General features: G+C 70.9%; 16 protein-coding genes. 5 read left to right on the plus strand and 11 right to left on the minus strand.

All coding sequences use genetic code 11. The features are described 5' to 3' along the window. From G3I54_RS05265 to eccE, 3 genes are all read right to left on the minus strand, one after another. On the minus strand, window positions 1-855 hold an 855-nt coding region (locus G3I54_RS05265), incomplete at its 3' end, for an SCO5717 family growth-regulating ATPase (RefSeq protein ID WP_343240274.1). A 342-nt stretch (window positions 856-1,197) separates the two neighbouring features. Next, window positions 1,198-1,935, minus strand: coding sequence for a hypothetical protein (locus G3I54_RS05270; RefSeq protein ID WP_164611616.1), 738 nt, complete (start codon window positions 1,933-1,935; stop codon window positions 1,198-1,200). A gap of 76 nt (window positions 1,936-2,011) precedes the next feature. Further along, complete coding sequence (gene eccE / locus G3I54_RS05275; protein WP_164611619.1) at window positions 2,012-3,373, minus strand: type VII secretion protein EccE; 1,362 nt, start codon at window positions 3,371-3,373, stop codon at window positions 2,012-2,014. Window positions 3,374-3,601: 228 nt separating this feature from the next. On the opposite strand from eccE, the gene eccB reads away from it, so the two are divergent. The 4 genes from eccB (at window position 3,602) to G3I54_RS05295 (ending at window position 7,381) form a co-directional block, all read left to right on the plus strand. After that, window positions 3,602-5,149: a type VII secretion protein EccB gene (gene eccB / locus G3I54_RS05280; RefSeq protein WP_164611621.1), complete on the plus strand. Its 1,548-nt coding sequence runs from the start codon at window positions 3,602-3,604 to the stop codon at window positions 5,147-5,149. Window positions 5,150-5,201: 52 nt separating this feature from the next. Further along, window positions 5,202-6,452: a type VII secretion-associated serine protease mycosin gene (gene mycP / locus G3I54_RS05285; protein WP_164611623.1), complete on the plus strand. Its 1,251-nt coding sequence runs from the start codon at window positions 5,202-5,204 to the stop codon at window positions 6,450-6,452. A gap of 236 nt (window positions 6,453-6,688) precedes the next feature. Continuing rightward, a complete protein-coding gene (locus tag G3I54_RS05290; RefSeq protein WP_164611625.1) occupies window positions 6,689-7,027 on the plus strand; it encodes a hypothetical protein in 339 nt (112 codons plus the stop codon). Between the two features lie 45 nt (window positions 7,028-7,072). Further along, window positions 7,073-7,381: a WXG100 family type VII secretion target gene (locus G3I54_RS05295; protein ID WP_137234407.1), complete on the plus strand. Its 309-nt coding sequence runs from the start codon at window positions 7,073-7,075 to the stop codon at window positions 7,379-7,381. Window positions 7,382-7,463: 82 nt separating this feature from the next. Here G3I54_RS05295 and G3I54_RS05300 read toward each other — a convergent pair whose 3' ends face one another. The 8 genes from G3I54_RS05300 to eccCa all read right to left on the minus strand — a co-directional run bounded on the left by G3I54_RS05300 (window position 7,464) and on the right by eccCa (window position 18,689). After that, window positions 7,464-7,697, minus strand: coding sequence for a DUF397 domain-containing protein (locus tag G3I54_RS05300; RefSeq protein WP_030085280.1), 234 nt, complete (start codon window positions 7,695-7,697; stop codon window positions 7,464-7,466). A 118-nt stretch (window positions 7,698-7,815) separates the two neighbouring features. Continuing rightward, window positions 7,816-8,781: a hypothetical protein gene (locus tag G3I54_RS05305; protein ID WP_164611627.1), complete on the minus strand. Its 966-nt coding sequence runs from the start codon at window positions 8,779-8,781 to the stop codon at window positions 7,816-7,818. Window positions 8,782-8,853: 72 nt separating this feature from the next. Beyond that, on the minus strand, window positions 8,854-9,408 hold the full coding sequence (locus G3I54_RS05310; protein ID WP_164611629.1) for a hypothetical protein: 555 nt from the start codon (window positions 9,406-9,408) through the stop codon (window positions 8,854-8,856). A 544-nt stretch (window positions 9,409-9,952) separates the two neighbouring features. Further along, window positions 9,953-10,972 carry a hypothetical protein gene (locus G3I54_RS05315; protein ID WP_164611632.1) on the minus strand — a complete coding sequence of 340 codons (1,020 nt, stop codon included), beginning with the start codon at window positions 10,970-10,972 and terminating at the stop codon, window positions 9,953-9,955. Window positions 10,973-11,014: 42 nt separating this feature from the next. Further along, window positions 11,015-13,324 (minus strand): hypothetical protein, encoded by a 2,310-nt coding sequence (locus G3I54_RS05320; RefSeq protein ID WP_164611634.1) that lies wholly within the window; start codon window positions 13,322-13,324, stop codon window positions 11,015-11,017. A gap of 74 nt (window positions 13,325-13,398) precedes the next feature. After that, window positions 13,399-14,079, minus strand: coding sequence for a hypothetical protein (locus tag G3I54_RS05325; protein ID WP_164611636.1), 681 nt, complete (start codon window positions 14,077-14,079; stop codon window positions 13,399-13,401). A 73-nt stretch (window positions 14,080-14,152) separates the two neighbouring features. Next, entirely contained in the window at window positions 14,153-14,608 is a 456-nt protein-coding gene (locus G3I54_RS05330) for a hypothetical protein (RefSeq protein WP_164611638.1), read from the minus strand. Window positions 14,609-14,723: 115 nt separating this feature from the next. After that, the gene (gene eccCa, locus G3I54_RS05335; RefSeq protein WP_164611640.1) at window positions 14,724-18,689 is read right to left on the minus strand and encodes a type VII secretion protein EccCa; all 3,966 of its coding nucleotides are present in this window, start codon (window positions 18,687-18,689) and stop codon (window positions 14,724-14,726) included. Window positions 18,690-18,876: 187 nt separating this feature from the next. Here eccCa and eccD point away from each other — a divergent pair, with 187 nt between their 5' ends. After that, window positions 18,877-20,349, plus strand: coding sequence for a type VII secretion integral membrane protein EccD (gene eccD / locus G3I54_RS05340; protein ID WP_164611642.1), 1,473 nt, complete (start codon window positions 18,877-18,879; stop codon window positions 20,347-20,349). The last annotated feature ends 169 nt before the right edge of the window (window positions 20,350-20,518 follow it).

Below are 20,518 nucleotides of genomic sequence, written 5' to 3' on the forward strand. Positions count from 1 at the left end.
CTGCGGGCCCGCGTCCGCAACGGCGTCGGCGGCGGTCACGGCAACGGGGCCCGGGGCCTCGGCGGTGCTCGCCCCGGCCGCTTCGCCGTCCTCGGACTCCGCGTCCGTACCGTCCGCCCCGTCAGTACGGGAGACGGCTGCGGAGTCCGGGTCGCCGGGCGCGGGAAGGGCGGCGGCAGGCTCGGAGGGCGTACCGGACGGGGACGCGTCCTCCGAGGACGGATCGGAGACGGAGGCGTCGGCCTTCCCGTCGTTCCCGGCCTTCTCGTCGTTCCCGTCCTTCGTCCCGGCATCGGACGAGCCGTCCGCGTCGGCCCCGGAAGCGTCGGCCCCCGAACCGGACGCGGCTGCGGCCTCCGCCTCGCGCTCCGCGATCTCCCGCTTGAGCGCGGCGGGCGAGAACCGCATCGTCGCGCCGCTCTCCACATCGCCGCCGCCGAACGGACCGGCGTCCCCGGTCGCGTCGGCGGCCGGAGAAGACGGGGCGGCCGGGGCCTGCGCGTCCGGAGTCTGCGCCTGCGGCGTCTCCGGTACGGCGGGGGAGACCGGGGCCTTTGGAGCCGCAGGGGCCACGGGCTCGGCCGGCGCCGGCGGTGCGGGCGCCCAGTTGGGGTCGAAGCCGCCGGGCGACGCCGACAGGTCGGGCGCGGCCACGGGCGCCCCGACCGGCGGCGGAGGCGGCGCCAGGTGCGAGCCCGCTCCCCCCGACGAGTCCCCCGCCGCGTTCTGCGTGTACCAGGCGGGAGGGGTGTAGTCGATGGTGAACTCACCCGTCATCTCGGCGGGATCCGCGTCGGACGACTCGTCGACGGGCAGGTCCCATCCGTCGCGGATCTCGTTCCGATCGCCGTTCACTTTGCCTCCTGATGTGGTCGAGCACCCTTGTGCCGTGGTGGGTGGGGGCGACCGTTCCCGATGTACCGGTCCGCCCGGCTCTCCCCCTTGCGACGCGCATCACCTGCTCGCAGGTTTCTTCTGCCGCGCCCCACCCACCCTAATCGCCATCCGGTGAACTCAGGCAGGCCGTTCGGCATCGCTCAACCTGTCCGTTACGTCACCGGCGGACCAGGAGTGAACAGGGAGCGGTACGAGAACGGTCCAAGAGCGGCACGGGTGTGCAAAGTTCCCCACAGGACCCGCACAGGTCGATCGGGAGGTGACGAGCGTCTCCGGGCCGGAGCGGAGGGCCGCGCCCGCTCAGTCCATCCGGCGGGCGGCGCCCAGCAGCCCGGATTCGGCGTCCGTGGCCTGGGTCATCACGAACTGGCGGTCCCGGTCCGAGCACCACAGGGTGACGCCGTCGGCCAAGGTGGACAGCGCCTGCGACTCGGCGGGCGAGAGGTTCATGACGCGGCCGATCTGCGCCGCCTCGTCCGGGGAGACCCGCTGGATGCCGACCAGCGCCGACTTCTTCATCAGCCGCGGCGCCACCGGGCTGAGATAGGGGAGCAGCGTCACCACGGACTGCCAGGGTCCCGACACCACCCGGCCGCGCGGCGGCCGCATCCCGCAGTCGCGGACGACGACCACTGGCGAACCGGCGGAAGCGCCCTGCGGCGGCACCCGGCCGACGTCGTGCAGCGACATGCACGGCTGCCCGCCGCCCGCCGCCTGCGCGAGCGAGGTCCAGGCCTGGGCCCGGCCCGTCTCCACCGCGATCCGGGCCCCGGTCGCGGCGGCGCGCAACGCCAGGACCTGGGCGGTCCAGATGCCGCCGATCAGGGTCACCTCGTAGGGGGTGGGCCGGTTGATGCCGAGGACCGCGGGGCGTCCCTCGGCATCGACCCCGATCACCGTGCCGTCGTCGCCGACCGGCAGTCCCAGCGTGGCCAGTTCGTCGAGGGAGACCGTGTGGCGGCCGCGGCGGGGGCCGATCAGCCCGAAACCGCGCCGGGCGCGGCTGCCCGCCTGTGCGGGCCTCGTCGGAGTGGACATCAGTACCTGCTCCCGTACGTCCCGGTGACCATGACCGCGTGCTTCTCCGTCTTCTCCGACACCTTCGCCGCCGGCATCAGCGGGTTCCGCCCAGCGGCAGGGTGGCGAGGACGCCGGGCAGCTGTTCGCGGTCCAGCCGCACCAGAGCCGTCTTCACGCCGCGTGCGGTCCGCTCCAACTCATGGCGTGCGGCGACGAGTTCCTCGTCGCTGCGGCCGGTGATCCGGACGTGGCCGGTGACCGACACCTCGGAGCGGTTGCCCGGCGCGAGCGTCAGGCTGAAGGTGGTGGCCAGCGCCGGGAGAGAGGTGAGCAGCGCCACGAGCTGCGGCATCGACGCACCGCCGCCTCCCAACTGAGGCCAGCGCGCCACCCAGTAGGTGGTGTGCCGCCGGTCGTCGCAGCGCCAGGTGCGCGCCGTCTCCTGCGTCCGCCGGCCGGGCGTATCGGCGCGGCTGGCGTGGGTCATCGCCATCGGGCTGACGCAGGCCGACGTGGCGATGGCGGACGTCAGCTCCTGCTCGGTGAGCACCGTCGCCCGGAACCCCGCGCCGGTGAGCCGGCTCGCCAGCTGGTCCGCCACCCGTACCGCGCACTTCTGCGCGCCGACGATGCCGCCGCCGCGCGCCGCCACGGCCTCCGGGCACAGCTCCGGGTCGACCTTCAGGGCGATCCAGGTGATCCGCAGCGCCGGGGAACCGGTCTGGGCCTGCAACGGCGCGTAGTTGCGCGCCGCGACGGACTGCTGCGGGAGGTGCGGTGCGGGAGCGGGCTGGGTGTGCTGGACGACCTGCGCGGACTCCAGCCGGATGCCGTCGACCTCCAGCACGTCCCGGATCAGCGTCAGCGGCAGCGGATGGGCCGAGCGGTCGGGCCGCAGAGCGGTGGCGTCCGACTCCACCTGCACGACCGTCGTGACGAACGTGCCGTCGCCGATGATCCCGACCGGCCGCCGGTCGCCGTCGCTGAAGGAGAGCGTGTGCAGCGCCGGATCGCACTCGACGGCCGGCGCGAGCCCCGGCTCGACGTCCGGCGGCAGCGTCGACGCGGCCGCCCGGCGGGTACGGGCCCGCAGCGCGATGACCGTGCTCAGCCACTCCGGCAGCGACCGGCGGTGCCTGCGGACCACGGCCAGCAGCACCAGCACCGCCGCGATCATCCCGGCCGGGGCGAGCATCAGCGGATCGATCACCCAGGCGGTGAGCAGCAGACCGGCGGCGATTTCGATGAGTACGAGTTGTTGCAAACGGAACGAACCGAACTGTCCGGCACGTCCGTTCAGTCGTGGGGCGGCCGCTCCGCCGGTCCGGGCCGCAGTGCCCGACGGGCCCCGGGCGGCGGAGCCGGAACCCCGGCGTCGCGCCGGTGGCCCCCCTGCTCCCCGGGCCCCCGAGGAGGCCCCGCGCCCGGCCTGACGTGTCCGCGTTGCGGAAGCCATCATTCCGGCATCCCCCCGTTCGTAAGGCCCCAAGTCAACCCGATCGCCCCTGCCCCGCCGGGGGGCTTGGGGGCTGGATCACCCTACCCGGCCCACCGGGGCCCGGCGTCAGCAGGCATAGTAGGGGGCCGGTCCGGCAGCAGGGTCCGGCATCCGGGGTCCGGCACGGGAGCGAGGGCATCGCCCGCTCCCGGGCCGCGCGGGGAGACACGGGAGACAGACAGACTCATGGCATCACGGCGGGATGAGCTCAACGCGTACACCTTTGCGAAGAAGCGCACGGTCGCCGCATTCCTCCAACCGTCGGCCACCGGTACCGAGGAGGGCGCTCCCCGGCCGCTGCGCGCCGTCGTTCCCAGCCTGATCGTCGGTGCGCTGGTACTGGCCGGATTCGGCGCCTGGGGCATGTTCAAGCCGACCGCGCCCAAGGGCTGGGACAAGGCCGGGTCCAAGGTGATCGTCGGCAAGAAGTCCACCACCCGTTACGTGGTGCTCCCCACCGGCAAGGGCAAGGACCGCAAGAACCTCCTCCACCCCGTGCTCAACCTCGCCTCGGCCCGGCTGCTGCTCACTCCGCAGGAGTTCGGCGTCATCCAGGTCGCCGACAACATCCTGGACGCGGGCAAGCCGCCGCGCGGCCCGATCCTCGGCATTCCGTACGCGCCGGACCGGCTGCCGGAGTCGACCGACGCCGGCACCGCCAAGCGCTGGGCCGTCTGCGTACAGCCGGGCGGCAAGGGCAACACCGTGCAGAAGGCGGCCTTCGTCTTCGCGGGCCGCGACAACAAGCTCACCGAAGGCGCCAAGCAGCTCAGCGGCGGTCAGGTGCTGTACGTCCAGGGCCAGAAGGGCAAGGCCCGCTATCTCGTCGACGCGACCGGCACCAAGTACCTGGTGAACGAGACCGCCGCCGACAACGGCTTCCTCACCAACACGCTGGTCGGCAGCCGCGCGCCGCAGCCCGTCACCGACGACTGGCTCGCGACGCTCCACAAGGGCAGCCCCGTCGCCTTCCCGCGGATTCCCGGTGTCATCGGTGCGCCGGCCGGTGTCCAGGGGCAGCTCTCCGCCGAGGAGAACAAGATCGGCATGGTGCTCAAGACCCGTACCGGAGAAGGCACCCAGCACTACGTGGTCCTGGAGCGCAAGGTCCAGCCGATCTCCGAGTTCACCGCCTGGCTGCTCATCAACTCGCCGCAGACCGCCGAGCTGAACCTCAACAGCGAGGCCCGCGCGGTCGGCCTCCAGGACTTCGTCCCGGACAGCCGGCCGTTCGCCGGACAGGGCCGGAACTGGCCGGAGCGGAAGGCGACCCAGGTCAACTCGACCGGTGGCGACGGCAGTCGGGACACCGTCTGCAATGTGCTCACCAAGGTCGACGAGCGCGGGCGCACCACGCTGACCACCTGGGCCGGCAGCGCCTATCCGGCCGACATCAACGCCGGCGGCACCAGCACCTACGTCACTCCCGGCAGCGGTCTCCTCTACACGCAGATGCGGACCGGCCAGACGCGGCCGGACGGCTCGCTGTTCCTGGTCACCGACACCGGACTGCGGTACGCCGTGCAGGCCAACGGCGACAGCGACGCCGAGCGCTCCGACATCGGCACCGGAGGCCAGAAGACCCAGGACGGCCGGCCCGAGCCCAGTCAGGCCCAGATCCGCCTCGGCTACGAGAAGGTGACACCGTCGCTGGTCCCGATCGAGTGGTCGGACTGGCTGTCCAAGGGGCCGCGGCTCGACACCAACAGCGCCCGCCAGCCGCAGGGCTCCTGACCGGCCGACGAGCCGGACGCGCGATACCGTACAACTCGGGGGAGAGGAACAGATGTTGGACCGGAAGACCGCACGGCTGCCGATGGTGACGGCCGCCGTACTGGCGGTCCTGGCCGTGCCGCACGCCGCCTACGCCGTCGAAGGCCCCGGCGCCGTGGACCTCGGGATCGACGGCAGCGGCGAGTGCTCCTTTCCGATGAAGAAACAGTTCGAGGGACGGCCCTGGTCGCTCCAGCGCGTCCTGCTCGACGAGCTGTGGCAGGACACCAAGGGCAAGGGCGTCCGGGTCGCGGTCATCGACACCGGCGTGGACAACGTCAATCCGCAGCTCAAGCCGGCCGTCGACACGAGCGCCGGACGCAACCTCCTCAAGGGCGGCAAGCCGGACGGCACCGGCGACACGATCGGCCACGGCACGAAGGTCGCCGGCATCATCGCCGCACGCCCCGCCAAAGGCACCGGATTCGTGGGCCTGGCCCCCGAGGCCACCATCATCCCGATCCGGCAGAACGACGAGAAGAACAGCGGCAAGGACACCACCATGGCCACCGCGATCGACCACGCGATCGCCAAGAAGGCCGACGTCATCAACATCTCGCAGGACACCACCAAACCGCTGACCGCCGACTCGGCGCTCGGCAGGGCCGTGGCACGGGCGATCCGGGCGGAGATCGTGGTCGTCGCGTCCGCGGGCAACGACGGCGTGGACGGCAAGCAGAAGAACACCTATCCGGCGGCCTTCGACGGAGTCCTCGCCGTCGCCTCATCCGACCGCAACAACGAGCGGGCCGCCTTCTCGCAGGCCGGCGAGTTCGTCGGGGTCGCCGCACCGGGCGTCGACATCATCTCGACCGTGCCGGGCTTCGGACAGTGCAGCGACAACGGCACCAGCTTCTCCGCCCCGTACGTCGCCGGAGTGGCCGCCCTCCTCGTCGCCAAGTACCCGACCTGGAAGCCCGCCGAGATCATCGCGCGGATCGAGCAGACCGCCGAACGCTCCATCACCGGCCATGACGCGTTCGTCGGATGGGGCGTCGTCGACCCGGTCCGCGCCCTCGCGGGCGACAAGGACGACGTCCCGCAGCCCGCACCGAAGCCCGATCCGCCGATGCCGAAGCCCCCCGCCCCCGAGCCCGCCCACCTGGCCATGTCCGAGACGTCGCAGGAGCGCAGCGAGCGCTACGCCACCTACGCACTCGCCCTCGCGGCCGTCCTCGTCTCCGTCGTGGCGGGCACCGCGACCGTCGTCCGTGATGTCCGGCGACGGAGCGCTTTGCGTTGGGAGGGGCGGCGGGTGAGGTAGCTCTCTCCCGATAAACCGCAGTTGGGGTGAGATGACGAAGTGGCTAGGGTGGTAGCAGACTTCACGTGTGTGATGGGGGAACGAGAAGTGGCCGAGTCCGATGTCCAGGGCGTGGGAACACCGCCACGCACCTCAGGGACCTGCCTGAACCCCACTCCTGATCCGGATCACACGGGGGACAGAGAACCTGTCCGCGTCACGCGGACAGGCCCGGAAAGCGAGAGAGAGGACCTCGGATGAGCACGCCCAACCCCTCGGCCAACTTCGGACTGGCCGACGACCCGGTCGTCCAGGCGAAGAACAAGATCATCGAGACGGCCACCGCCGTGTCCCGGCAGTCCCGGGAACTCGCCGACATCCTCGCCACCGCCAGCGCGGGCTGGACGGGTGTCGGAGCCTCGGGATTCGCGTCCGCGCAGATCCAGCTCAACGAGGACCACGACGTCATCCGGCGCCTCCTCAGGGTGCTCCTGGACGCCGTGGGCCAGACCAAGAACCTCAGCAACGCCAATGACGAAGAGGTCTACGCGGCGTTCAACAAGGCCAAGAACAGCTCCGCGCTCAACGGCGTCTGAGCTGTCCCAGCACACCTATACCACTCCACACACGGGAGATCACTGATGGCCGGGGATCCGAACAACACCAAGGTCAGGTACGACAGCGTCCAGGAGATGGCGAACCGCATCCGCCAGGTCTCGGCCAACATCGCCAAGGACCTGGACGAGATGGACGCCGCCCTCAAGGTCGTCACCGGCACCTGGGACGGTGAGGCGCACGCCGAGTACGTCATCCTCCAGGGCAAGTACAAGAAGCGCGCCGACGACATGCACCTGCGCCTGAAGTCCGTCGCCCAGATCATCGAGAACGGCAAGGACAGCTACCGCTCCACGGACGTCAAGTCCTCGCGCCTGTTCACCGAGGCGTTCTGAACCACCCTCCGCACCCACGCGCGCGGACGGCAGAGAGGGGCACGCTCCACCGTGAGCGTGCCCCTCTCGCATGCCGTACCGGCTACTTCAGGTCGAACTCCCCGTCCCGCGCCCCCAGTACGAAGGCGGTCCACTCGGCCTCCGTGTAGCGCAGTACGGTGTCCGGATCCAGCGAGGACCGCATCGCCACGGCGCCACCCGGCAGATGAGCGATCTCCACCCGCTCCTCCGCTTCTTCCGTCCCCGGGGCGCTCAGCCACTCCACCCCCGAGATGTCGAGTGCGTACAGCTCGTCCTTCTCCTGCTGGGTGCCCATCAGTTGCCTCTCTCTCGCGCGCTGCGGGAACGTGCTCATCGCCCCGTCGCAGATTATCCCCGTCCCCGGCACACGGGGGCGGGGACCGGCCAACGGCCGACCGGAGCCCGTACGGGAGTCACACCGCGCGCAGCACTCGCAGCGCCCGTGAGGCGGTTCCGGACGCGTTGCTGAGGCACTGGTCCGTGGCCGCGGTGAAACCCGCCGCGTCGAGCATCACCGCGCACTGGCGCTCCACGACCGTGGCCCGCTCCGCCTCCGGCGCCCGGGCGAGCGCGCGCTGCCAGGCCCGCTCGATCCGCTCGGCGGCAGGCGCCGCCTCCGCCCGCGTGGCCGTTCCGGCGCTCAACTTCCGTACCACGGCGGCGTTCCACTCCCGGGCCTCCTCCTGGGAGAGCCCTTCTCGCACATGGTCGGCCACACCGTCCAGCTTCCCCAGCGCCCGGGCGCCGACGCTCCACCGCAGCGCCTCGGAACCGGCCGGGAACGCGGCCAGCCGCCCTGCCTCCCAGGAGGTCTGCGCCGCACGGACCACCGCGTACGCCGCCGGGTCCACGGACACCGCCCTGATCACCCGTACGAGCGTGTCGTCGTTCACCGCCATGTGAAAGCCGTCCTCCGCTTCCCACGGCCCACGGGAGAAGAGGCTCTCCCGGACATAGACGGAGTCCGTCGGATCGGTGAGCATCACGTTGACGTCCGCGTAGGCGGCGAGCGACTCCGCCAGCGGCCGCCGCAGGGCCGCGTCGACGCCCAACCGCTCCCTGCGCCGGATGTCGTCGTCCACGGCCAGCAGGATGTTCTTCATCGCGGCGGCGGCTTCCCGGGTGTGCCCGCCCGCGGAAGAGCCGGGCACAGCCGCCCGCTTCATGGCCCGGCCCAACTCCTCGCACGTCATGTCCGGCCGGTGAGCCTCGCCCAGAGCCGTCCGCACGCGTGCGTCACGGCCCAGCTCCTCGCAGCCGGACGTGCCACCGCCGAGCCCCCGGCCGAGGAACAACCAGAGGCCCCCTGCCGCCACGGCCAGTACCGCACACCCGGCGACGAAGATCCTGGGAAGCGACTGCCGCCCTGCGCGGTTCAAGAACCCCATCCCTTCACCAGCTCCCTGTCCTGTCCGCTCGTTGCCTGTCGGCCATCGGCCCGACAGCGGTGGTCAGGAGAGACTCCGAACCACGTCCTGGTAGGAGTCCTCCGCCCGCTCACGGCAGTCGGAGACATAAGCGGCACGCTTCTCCGCCGTGAACTCATGAGTGTCGCTCCACGCCTTGCACGTGTGGGTGCCCTGCTCCTTCAGATGATCGATCCGTTCGCCGCCCGGAGCCGTGGTGAGAGTTTCGCGCCAGCTCCTGGTGATCTCGTCGGACACCGCGGTGGACGGCAGGGCACGGGGCAGGAAGCGCGACGGCTCGCGCAGGGCCCCGTAGACGGTGTCCGCCCACTCCTCGCCCGACGTTCCCTTCTTCGCCCGGACGACGTCCGCCGCGATGCCGTCATAAGTGCCCAGCGCGGCGGCGTTTACCGTGAGAAGCGTCGTCAGAGCGGCATCGGACGAATCCGCCGGGGCCGCTGCGAGCGTGCGTGCCCCCCAGTCGGTCTGGGCATTGCGCAGCACGGCGTACGCCTCGGGGCTTTCCGACAGTGCTCGCAGTACGGGGACCAGCGACGTCTTGTACACGGAGACGTGGAACCCGTCCGATCCCTTCCACACGGCCCCGGAGGGACCTCCGGCATGGTGGTAGCGCGAGTTCGTACCATCCAGGACTTCTTGGAGGTCATCCGTATAGCCCGCCAGGGCTTCGGCGAGGGGCCGACGAATGTCAGCGGGAAGATCACGGCCGTCCTCAACGCTGTCGCTGACCGCGTTGAAGACCTTCTTCATAGCCTCGGCTCGCTCTTCGGGCCGAGGCCCAGAGCCGTCCCCCGTAGTGGCCGCCTTCACCGCGTCGCCCAACTCCGGGCATGTCATGTCCCCGGAGTGGCCCGGTCCGAGTGCGGAGACCATGGCTGGGTTTCGGGCCAGGGACCCGCAGTCCGAGGTGGTGTCACCACTTTCGATGAGACGCCATACACCCGTCACCAGCACAAGGGCGGTGAGACCGGCGAGCACGGTGTGGACGCGTCTACGACTGAGCGAAGGACTCATGGACGCTCCGGACATGCGAGTTCCCTACCGGGCGAGTGCGGGCTGCGGATCAGTCGGTCGTGTCGGTCAGGTACTTGCCGGCCAGATCGCTGCCGGCCTGGGATACGCATCAGTCTCCGCTCAGCGCGGCGACGGCGTCCTCGAAGGCGCCCTGCGCGTTCTTACGGCAGTTGAGAAGCGTCGCGTCACGCTCCGTGGCGGGCAGCTTCCGGGCATCCGCCCACAGGACGAACAGCCGCTCACTGCGCTGAAGCAGCAGATCCGCACGGTCCGGCTCCGCCGCTGCCCGCAAGGACGACTTCCAGGACCCCGTGAGGTGACCGCCGATGTCCGACGCCGCCGACGGGACCTGTCGGTCCCCTTCCGTCAGAGCCGCGAAGACCTCCCCGTACCAGCGGTCCGCGCCTCCGCTCGCCCCCTTCGCCACCTGGTCGGCCACTCCGGCGAGGGCTCCCGTGACGCGGGCGTCGGTCGCGGCCACGGCCGTTGTCGCGCTTCCCCGTGCGTCCTCGGCCAGGGCGGCGAACCGTCGTACGCCCTCGTCGTCCAGCGCGGAGCGGAGCGCGGCGTACTCCGCCGGTTCGTCGGAGACGGCGCGGACGGCCCGGAGCGCGGTGTCGGCGGGCACGGCGAAATGCGCGCCCGTCCCGTCCTCCCAGGGGCCGGACGAGGGGACTGCCGCAGTGTTGACGTAAGCGGGGTTCAGGCCGTGAAGAATCTCGTAGAGGTCACCGGCGTACCCCCGCAGCGCCTGCCCGAGCGGACGGCGCAGCGGCGCGGGAACAGCTCCGCCGTCCCGCCCTGCCGCGCTCTCCACCGCGAGCACCACGTTCTTCATCGCACCGGCCTGCTCCGCCGTGCGCGGCCCCGGGGCATCGCCGCCGGTGACAGCGACGATCGCCGACCCGAGCTCCTTGCACCCCGGGCCCTTCGGCGCCTGGGCGCCGAGAGCGGTCCGCATCCGCTGCTGCTCCACCAGACGCCCGCAGTCCGCCGGCCCGTCGTCGGAGTCCGCGACCACCAGCCACGTTCCCGCGGCGAGCGCCCCGGCGGCCAGGACGCTCATCGCGCTCAGGATGCCTCGCCGAGTGCGGCGGGAACTGCTCGGGCGCTGGGCGGAGTCGGGCATGGACGTTTCCTCGGGGCAGGCGGAGCCGGACGTGGTCGCGGGTCAGTTGGACATATCGGAAAGGTACTTGTGGGCCTGCTTCTCACCTCGGTCGGAGCCGCCCAGCATCGTCGTCTTGAGGGTGGTCACGGTGTCCTTGTCGGTCGCGTTCGTGAGGTCGAGGTCGTTGCGTCCATTGGCCCAGCCCTGGACGGTGTTGGTGATCTGGCTGGAATCCTGGAGGTACAGATCGGCGACGGCGGCGTTGGCCTTGGCGTCGTGCCCGGCCTTCATGTCGTTGCCCCACTGCCAGGCCCAGGTGTCCACACCGCGCTGGAGGGCGTCCCCGACCACGATGGAACCACCCGCTGTGGGGATGGCCATGGGGGTCACGATGCCGCCGATGATGTGGTAAGCCACCTTGGACTTCCAGTCGGCCTCGCTGTACCCGGCCATCCGCTCGTCGTTGATGACGTCCTCGCGGATCGCGGTGTACGTGCCGAGCACCGCCCCCGCCCGGTCCCAGTTGCCGCTCTGGGCGAAACCGGTCGCGCCCTCGGGGATCCGGTCGAGCTCGTTGTTGATGTGCCGCGCCTCCGCCTTGTGCAGCGCGGCGTAGGCGTCCGGATCCTCGGACAGCCCCCGCATCACCTGGGTGAGTTCCTTGGAATTGGTCGCCAGGTGACCGTTCCCGCCCTCGCCGAAATACCCCTCGGCCGCGGCATTGCTGTAGTCCTCGTTCACGAGGCCGAGGATCTCGTGGGTGTCCGACGCGTATTCCGCCAGAGCGTTCGCGACGGGGCGCCGGAGGTTCGCGGGCACTTCGGCCTCGGTGCCGCCGTTCTCGCCGGGGGCGAGCTGGCCGAGGATCCCGTTCATGACCCGGGCCTGCTCCTCGGTGTGCTTGGCCTCGGGCCAGGGGTCCTGCCCCGGCGCCAAAGGCTCGCGCCCGGTCGCCGCGGCTTCCAGGGCCAGCCCCAGACCCATCCTGCTGGTCGGGTCGTCGTACGTGGCGTTGGCGATGCCCGTCACCGTGTGGCGGGGCCAGTCGCGGGAGTTGTCGCCGTCGCCGACCAGATAGGCGAGGTGCTTGTTGCCGACGTGGTTCTCCCCGCTGCCGTTGCCGTCCGGGTCGAAGAACGCGGTGGCCGCGTCGGGGTTCCTGCTCATCACCCCGAGCAGGCCGTCGATGGCGTCCGTCGTGATCCCGTCGTGGCCGGGGCCCCACTTGGTGAAGATTCCCGGCTTGTCCCCCTCCACCTCGATCATCTTGTCCCCCATCTCGTAGAGGAACTGATCGTCGAACTTGGTGTCGGCGTGCTGCATCAGGCTGACGAACGACTGGTACCCGTACAGCGGGTTGGTGTTCTTCGCCCCATTGGTCGTGCCCTCGCGGTGCAGCTCACCGGTGAACTCCCGGTAGAACTTGCCCTGGTCCGACGCCACCCAGTCCTTGAACGCCTTCGATCCGGGCGGCGCGTCCTTGACGCTGCCCGGCACCTGAGTGGCGGTGGCGACGGTGTTGGCCAGCCCCTTCTGGATCTCCAGGTACTGGCTCTTGTTCTTCGTGTCCGAGTCGTACGCGCGATCGTTGAGCTTGTTGTTGGTCTTGATCAGCCCGTCCGGGCCCAGGCTGTTGAGCAGCGTCTCGGAGAAGCGCTTGTCGTGGCTGTTGTCCCGCACCGAGCGCTGGAACTCCGCGATCTCGGCCGCGGAGACGTCGTCGCCGTTGTTGAGGCGGGTGGCGATGTCCGCGGTGTTCGCCGCCTCGTACGCCTCGACGTCGCCCTTCGCGTGTGCGTTGAAGCCGATGCCGAGCGTGTTGTCGTTCTTGTCGCCGTGGCCGTCCTTGGTGACGGCCTCCAGCGCGATCTTCACGCCCTGGTCCGCGTCGTCCACCGCCTTGACGCAGTCGTCGAGCGCCTTCGACCAGGACGCCACGGACTTGCGGATGCTCTCCATGTAGTCCGGGTCGTGCCGGGCGGCGGACCGCTCGCCCTCCGTGAGGCGTTGGTAGTCGAACGAGACGACTCCGCCCTCGGAGACGTTCATGCCCGCCTTGACCGCCGCGGCGCGCTGGTTCTCCAGATTCCGCTTCAGCCGTACGAAGTCGTTGTGCGCGTCCCGAAGCAGCGAGGCGATGGCCTTGGCCTGGGTCTGCGCGGCGGCGTACTCGTAGCGCGTGGCGGCGAAGTTGAGCCCCGCGTCGCTCGCGCTCCGGCCCAGCCAGCCCGGGCCGATCGTGATGCGCTGCACGGTGTCCTTGTAGCGGGTCTCGACCTTCTTGATCTCCGCGGCCACGTGGTCCCACTTGTCCGCGGCCGTCGTCAGCTTGCCCAGGTCGGTCGTCATGACCTCGCTGTAGGTGAGCATCTCTCCCCCTATGATGCGGTGTTCGTCGAAACGGACGGGCGGCGGGAACCGGGCCGTCCGGTGGCGGCGGTCGTTCAGCCGAGCTGAGCGTGCAGAGCCGACGCCAGGGCGGCGAGCTTCTCGCGGCCGGGCCCGGCGCCGTCGCCCTCGCCCGCCGTCACCACCAGCGCGGCGTCACCGTCGTCGGCCGGCTTCACCCGTACGGTCACGCAGCCGCCGTTCTCGGTGGCCACCGCCTCACCCGGTGCGGCGGACGCCGTCCGCTCCAGGTACGACGTGCCGTCATCGAGCGAGAGCCCGCCGGCGTTCACGATCACCGGCATCAGCACGTTCTCGGCCGTCCGCGACTCCGTGGCGACCGTGTGGACCTCGACGGTCTCGCCGCCGACATGGAACAGACAACTGATCAGCGCTCCGGGATGGGTCTCGAAGCCGGCGGGCCCGTCCACGGCCCACTTGGACTCGCCGGTGACCGCGGGACCGTCCGAGTCGTCGCCCGGCGCGGGCCCCGCACCCGCCTTTCCGGACAGTCCGGCCTTCTTCGCCGCCTCGGCGACGTCGTACGGCAGAGGACACTTGTCCGCTCCGTCCGGCCCGACCTCGTCGACCGCCGCCCGCAGCGCGGACACACTCACGGTCCCGTCCGCCGCCGCACCGGACGCGCCATCGTCGCCGTCCTGCCCGCAACCGGTCAGCACAGCCGCCGCGAACAGCACACTCAGCGCTCCGCCGAGCCGAAGCCGAGTTCGTTCCATGGAAGGGTGGGACCTTTCGTCTTGCGTGTACGGGGGAGGAGGCGAAGGAGCGTCGGCCTCGTGGCCCTGGTACCTACTTCTGTCCGTCGCCGACCGAAGTCCCCGCGCCGTAAGGGGACAGGGGGAGCGAGTTGAACTGGTACTTGACGTCCAGTTCGAGCCCGGCGAAGTTCTTCGCCGTCCCGCTCAGCCCGTCCCTCTCCGTCTGGAGCCGGTTCGTCAAGGTCTTCACCTGCTTGTCCCAGGTCTCGTCCAGCTTCTTGATGGCCGGCCCCGTGGCCCAGTCGGTGAACTCCCTGGCCGCCGCCTTCGACGACTCGTCCGCGTGGTTCGCGGCCTTGGCGGTGCTGCCCAGCAGCTCGTCCTGGATCGTCCGGGACGCCGCCGCCTTCTCCTGCGGCGTCGAAGCCAGGACATTGTTCCCGAAACCGGGACCGGAATCGTCGGGAACCCCGTTGAGCCGCGTGCTCGTCGCCTGTCGCTGCGTGGCCTCGGCCCGCAGCTGCGCCCACTCCTCGTCGAAACCCATCACAATCCCCGTATCCGCCGGTCATGGCCGGTGCGGTTCTTCGTGCGCACCGATGGATCATCCCTCGGGCACCAGTACATCGCTCCGGTGTACGGCCCCGGGTCTCGGTTCTGTCTCAGTGCTGTTCCGGAAGCCGCCCGATCTGCACCATCGGCGCCCCGCGCCGCCGCGAGACGAAGTACCCGCGCCCCGGCGGCATCGCGTGACCGCGCACCGTACCGATCAGATCGCCTTCGGCCGGATCGCCCGAGAGCACCACACCCTGCGCGCCCAGCTCCTTGATGCGCTGCATGAACCCTTCGTACATCGCCCGCGACGCACCTGCCGAGCTGCGCGCGATGATGAACCGCACCCCGGTGTCCCGGGCGAACGGCAGATACTCCGCGAGCGCCGCCAGCGGGTTGCCCGCGTTCGTCGCCACCAGGTCGTAGTCGTCCACGATGATGAAGATCTGCGGACCGGTCCACCAGCTGCGGTCGCGCAGCTGCTGCGGCGTCACGTCCGTCGGCGGCTGCCGCCGCGAGAACACCCCGGCCAGCGCTTCCATGTGCATCTGCATCGAGCTCGCCATCGGCGCGTACTCCAGCAGATGCTGCTCCGGCAGCGCGCCCAGCAGCGCCCGGCGGTAGTCGCCGACGACCAGCTTCGCCTCGTCGGGGGAGTAGCGCTCCGCGATCTGCTTGGCGATCAGCCGCAGCAGGTTCGTCTTCCCCGACTCGCTGTCGCCGAAGATCAGGAAGAACGGATCCGTCTCGAAGTCGACGAACACCGGCTCCAGCGCCGTCTCGTCGATGCCGATCGCGATGCCCCGCTCCGGGAACTCGAACCCCTTCGGCAAGCGGTCCGCCTCCAGCCTGCGCGGCAGCAGCCGTACGGCGGGAGCCGACGGGCCCGACCAGTTGGCCTGCATCGTGGAGACGAACGCCTCCGTGCCCTCCGACAGGTCCGCCACGTCGCTCACCGAGTCGATACGCGGCAGCGCACCCATGAAGTGCAGCTTCTCCGGCACCTGACCGCGGCCCGGCACCCCCGCGGGAACGTTCGCCGCGACCTTGCGGTCGAACTCGGAGTCCATGGTGTCACCGAGGCGCAGTTCGAGCCGGCCCAGGATCTGGTCCTTGAGCGCCGCGCGCATCTCCATGTACCGGGCCGCCGTGGCGACCAGGTGGATGCCGTACCCGAGGCCGCGCGAGGCGAGATCGGTGACGACCTCCTCCAGCATCTCGTACTCGGTCCGGAACGCGCTCCAGCCGTCGATGACCAGGAACACGTCGCCCCACGCCTCGCCGGGCAGCTCACCACGGGCACGCCTGCGCCGATAGGTGTTCATGGAGTCGATGGAGTTGGCGCGGAAGAACTCCTCGCGCCGGTTCAGGATCCCCGCGACCTCGGCGACCGTACGGCGCACCCGCTCGGGATCCAGCCGCGAGGCCATCCCGCCGACATGCGGCAGCCCCTCCAGCGACACCATGCCGCCGCCACCGAAGTCCAGCCCGTAGAACTGCACCTCGTCCGGGGTGTGCGTGAGCGCGAACGACGAGATCAGCGCACGCGCCAGCGTCGACTTGCCGGACTGCGGGCCACCCACGACCAGCAGATGACCGGCCGCACCGGAGAAGTCCCGGTACAGCACCTCACGCCGCTGCTCGAACGGCTTGTCGATCAGACCCAGCGGCACGACCAGCCCGCCCGGACGCGTGTACTCGGTCGAGGTGAACCCGCGGTCCGCCGTCGGCGCGAGCCCCGGCAGCAGCTGGTCCAGGGTCGGCGCCCGGTCCAGCGGCGGCAGCCACACCTGATGCGCCGGCACCCCCTGGCCCTCCAGCCGCCGCACGATCACATCGAGCACCGTGTCCGCCAGCGCGTCGTCCTCCGCCTGCGCCCGCGCCGCCTCCGCGGCCAGCAGCTCGGGATCCGGTGCCCGGTACACCACCGGGACCGGCGCGGCCGAGAACACCGCGGGCCGCCGGTCGACCGACAACTGCCCCACCGACAGATCCGCGCCGCCCGTGCGGTACGTCCCCGACACGTACGCCGCCTTGAAGCGGGTCATCTCGTCCGTACCGAACTTGAGATAGCCGGAACCCGGCACCGACGGCAGGTGGTACGCGTCCGGCACGCCCAGCGCCGTACGCGACTCCGACGCCGAGAAGGTCCGCAGACCGATCCGGTACGACAGATAGGTGTCCAGACCGCGCAGCTTGCCCTCCTCCAGACGCTGCGAGGCCAGCAGCAGATGCACACCCAGCGAACGACCGATCCGGCCGATCTGGATGAACATGTCGATGAAGTCCGGTTTGGCGGTGAGGAGTTCGGAGAACTCGTCGATCACCAGCACCAGTGAGGCGAGCGGCTCCAGCGCCGCGCCCGCGGCCCGTGCCTTCTCGTAGTCGTGGATGTTGGCGTAGTTGCCCGCCGACCGCAGCAGCTCCTGCCGCCGCTGGAGCTCACCGCGGATCGCGTCGCCCATGCGGTCCACCAGCGTCAGGTCGTCCGCCAGGTTCGTGATGACCGCCGCCACGTGCGGCATCTGGGACATTCCGGCGAAGGTCGCGCCACCCTTGAAGTCCGCGAGCACGAAGTTCAGCGTCTCCGACGAGTGCGTCACCGCGAGCCCCAGCACCAGCGTCCGCAGCAGCTCCGACTTGCCGGAACCCGTCGCGCCGACACACAGCCCGTGCGGCCCCATGCCCTCCTGCGCGGCCTCCTTCAGGTCCAGCATCACCGGCGCACCGCCCTCGCCGATGCCGATCGGCACCCGCAGCCGCTCCGACACCGACCGGGGCCGCCAGGTACGCGCCACATCGACCGAACCGGCGTCACCCAGATTCAGCAGATCCGTGAAGTCCAGGTTCGCCAGCAGCGGTTCGTCGTCGTCGCCCCCGCCCGTCCGCAGCGGCGCCAACTGCCGGGCCAGCGCCTCGGCGGCCGGCAGCGACAGCGTGTCCGGCACCCCTTCGTACGCCAGGCCCGCACCCGACTCCAGCCGCAGCAGCCCCGGCCGCACCACCACCGACAGACCGCCGCGCTGCTCGTCCAGATCCCCGGAGACCACCTCGACGATGGTCACGCCCTGCAGCCCCTCGGCCGCCGCGAACAACGAGTCCGGCGGCACCATCCCGCCGTCCAGGACCACCACGACGTGCGGCTGGTCCAGCACCGGCTGGCTCTCCCGTCCGAACCGCGGCCGCCCCTCAAGACGGCCGGCCAGCAACTGCTCCAGCTCACCGAGGTCGTCGCCGAACAGCCGCTTCGTACCGGCTCCGTCGATCTGGCCCGGCACCTGCGCGTGCGGCAGCCACTTCGTCCAGTCCCAGCGCTCCACCGCACCCGGCGCCGCCACCACCGCGACCACCAGGTCCTCGGGGGAGTGCAGCGTCACCAGCTGCGCCACCATCGAACGCGCCGTGGACTGCGCCGCCTCCGGATGACCGGAGACCGTCACGTGGTAGAAGGCTCGCATCGAGACCGCCATCGGCAGCCCGTCCAGCGACCCGTGCACCGCCAGGAACTTCTGCATCGCACCGGCGCACATCGGCTCCAGCTCGTCCACCGGCGCGGTGTCCGGGGCGATCAGCGGCGTCGACAACTGCTGCGCGCCGAGGCCGATCCGCACCTGCGCGAAGTCCTTGTCGCCCACGCGCCGCTCCCACAGCCGGGAGCCCTCCGCCACCACCGACCACAACTGCTCGGGGGACGGGTGCAGATACAGCTGCACATCGCGCTGCTTGCGCGCCGTCCGCCGGACCGTGCGCCGCGTCTGCGCCAGGTACTTGAGGTAGTCACGGCGGACATCTGCCATTTGCCCCTGCGTACCACGGCGATACCGGACAAGCTGGGCGACCACCATGCCGACCGTCGAGACGAGCATCAGAACACCCATGATCCGCATGAACGGAGGGGCCTGCGGAGAGAAGAAGAAGACCACCGACGAGCCCATGCCGAGCACCGGCAGGATCTGCATCAGCATGCCCTCCTGCTGCCCGCGCGGCAGCTCCGGAGGGGTCTCCAACGTCAATTCGTCCGCCGGTACTTCCGGCGGCAGGGACCGCGGAGGTCGTTTCACGACGATCTGGCTCACCGGAACATCAATCCCTCGATACGGACGGGCGGAAGGCCGGTCTTGATCCGCACCGACGCCCCCGTGGCTGCGTGCGCGCACAACTTCCGTCCGCGCGACGGCGATCCTACTTGCAGGCCGCCCGGCCCCCTCCCGGTAGGGTGGCGCGCGCACCGTGCGCAACCGCGAATCAGGGGGATCCAGACACGTGAGTACGACCGCAGCGACGGGCTTCTGCCGCGTCACCGTCGTGGCACCCGACAGCCGGATCGACGTCGCCCTGCCCGAGGACATCGCCGTCGCCGACGTCTACCCCGAGATCCTGCGTCTCACGGGCCAGACCCAGGCCGCCGGAACACCCACCGGCTTCCACCTCGTCCGCCGCGACGGAACGGTTCTGGACGGCGCCCGCACCCTCGGCGCCCAGCAGGTCCTCGACGGCGAGATCCTCAGCCTGCGCCCCTTCGCCCAGTCGCTGCCGCCCGCGGTCTTCGACGACGTCTCCGACGCCGTCGCCTCCGCCGTCACCCGCGACCGCCACCTGTGGAGCGACGAACTCCTGCGCGGCGCGGGCCTGGTCGGCGGCGTCCTGCTGCTCGTCCTGATGGCCTTCGTGATCTGGTTCGCCGACCCGGTGCGCCACGACATGCACAGCCTGCCCGGCATCATCGCGGGATCCGCCGGACTGCTCCTCACCGCCTTCGCCGGCGTACGCGCCCGGGTCTACGGCGACCGCTCCACCGCCGTCGCCCTCGGCCTCGGCGCTCTCCCGCTCGTCCTCATCGCCGGCTCCGGAATCATCGGCCCGGACGCCGGCCAGGGGCCCGGCCGCCTGCAGTTCCTGCTCGGCTGCGTCGCCGTGCTGATCGCCTCGGTGGTCCTGGTCGCCCTGACCCCCAGCGGCGACGCACCCTTCGTCGCGACCACCTTCCTGGCCACCGTCGGCACCCTGGCCACCTTCGTCGCGATCCTCACCGAGGCCTCCGCCACCGAGACCGCCGCCGTCTGCGCCCCCGTCGCCCTCGGACTCGTCGCCTTCCTGCCCGGCCTCTCCGCCCGCTTCGCCCGCCTGCCCATCGGCTACGCCTCGCCGCGCACCGCTCCGGCCGGCTACGACGACACCGACCCGAACACCCCCGAAGGCGACCCGGAGCCCGTCGACGCCGACCGCATCGCCGCCCAGGCCCGCCGCGGCCACGAGATGCTCCTCGGCCTCGTCGGCGGCTGCGCGGCCGTGGTCGTCGGCTCGGCCGCCGTCCTCGGCTTCTCCGACAACATCTGGGGCCAGTTCCTCGCCCTGGCCGCGGGCCTCGCCATGCTGCTGCGCGCCCGCCTCTTCCGCTACACCTCCCAGGTCGCCTGCGTCCTGGTGGCCGGCATCGGCGCCATCGGGCTCCTCGTCCTCGGCCTCTCCCTGAACCCGCCGACCGACCTCCTGTACGAGCTGGTCCGCTACGGCGACCGCGGTGCCCTGGACATCCGTACGATCTGGCTCTCCGCCGCCGTCGCCGCCGGAGCCGCCCTGCTCACCGCGATCGGCCTGGTCATCCCGCGCAAGGGGCTCTCGCCGTTCTGGGGCCGCCTCCTCGACCTGACCGAGAGCGTGGTGCTGCTCTCGCTGGTCCCGCTCTGCCTGGCGGTCCTCGACGTCTTCGTCCGGGCCCGCGCCCTCACCGGCTGACCCCGCCGCCTCACCACCTGACCAGCGGCGAGGCGTGACCCGAACGGCTGGTACTCTGTCCAGTGGCCGTTTGTGTACGCGTCCTCGGATCATCCTGGGGGCTGCGCTCATCGGACCTTCGCCTCCGAGTCACGGAAGCTCCCCTGAGATCAAGACCAGGGGCACTCGT

The sequence above is a fragment of the Streptomyces sp. SID14515 genome (genome assembly GCF_010548505.1).
Classification (GTDB): domain Bacteria; phylum Actinomycetota; class Actinomycetes; order Streptomycetales; family Streptomycetaceae; genus Streptomyces; species Streptomyces caviscabies.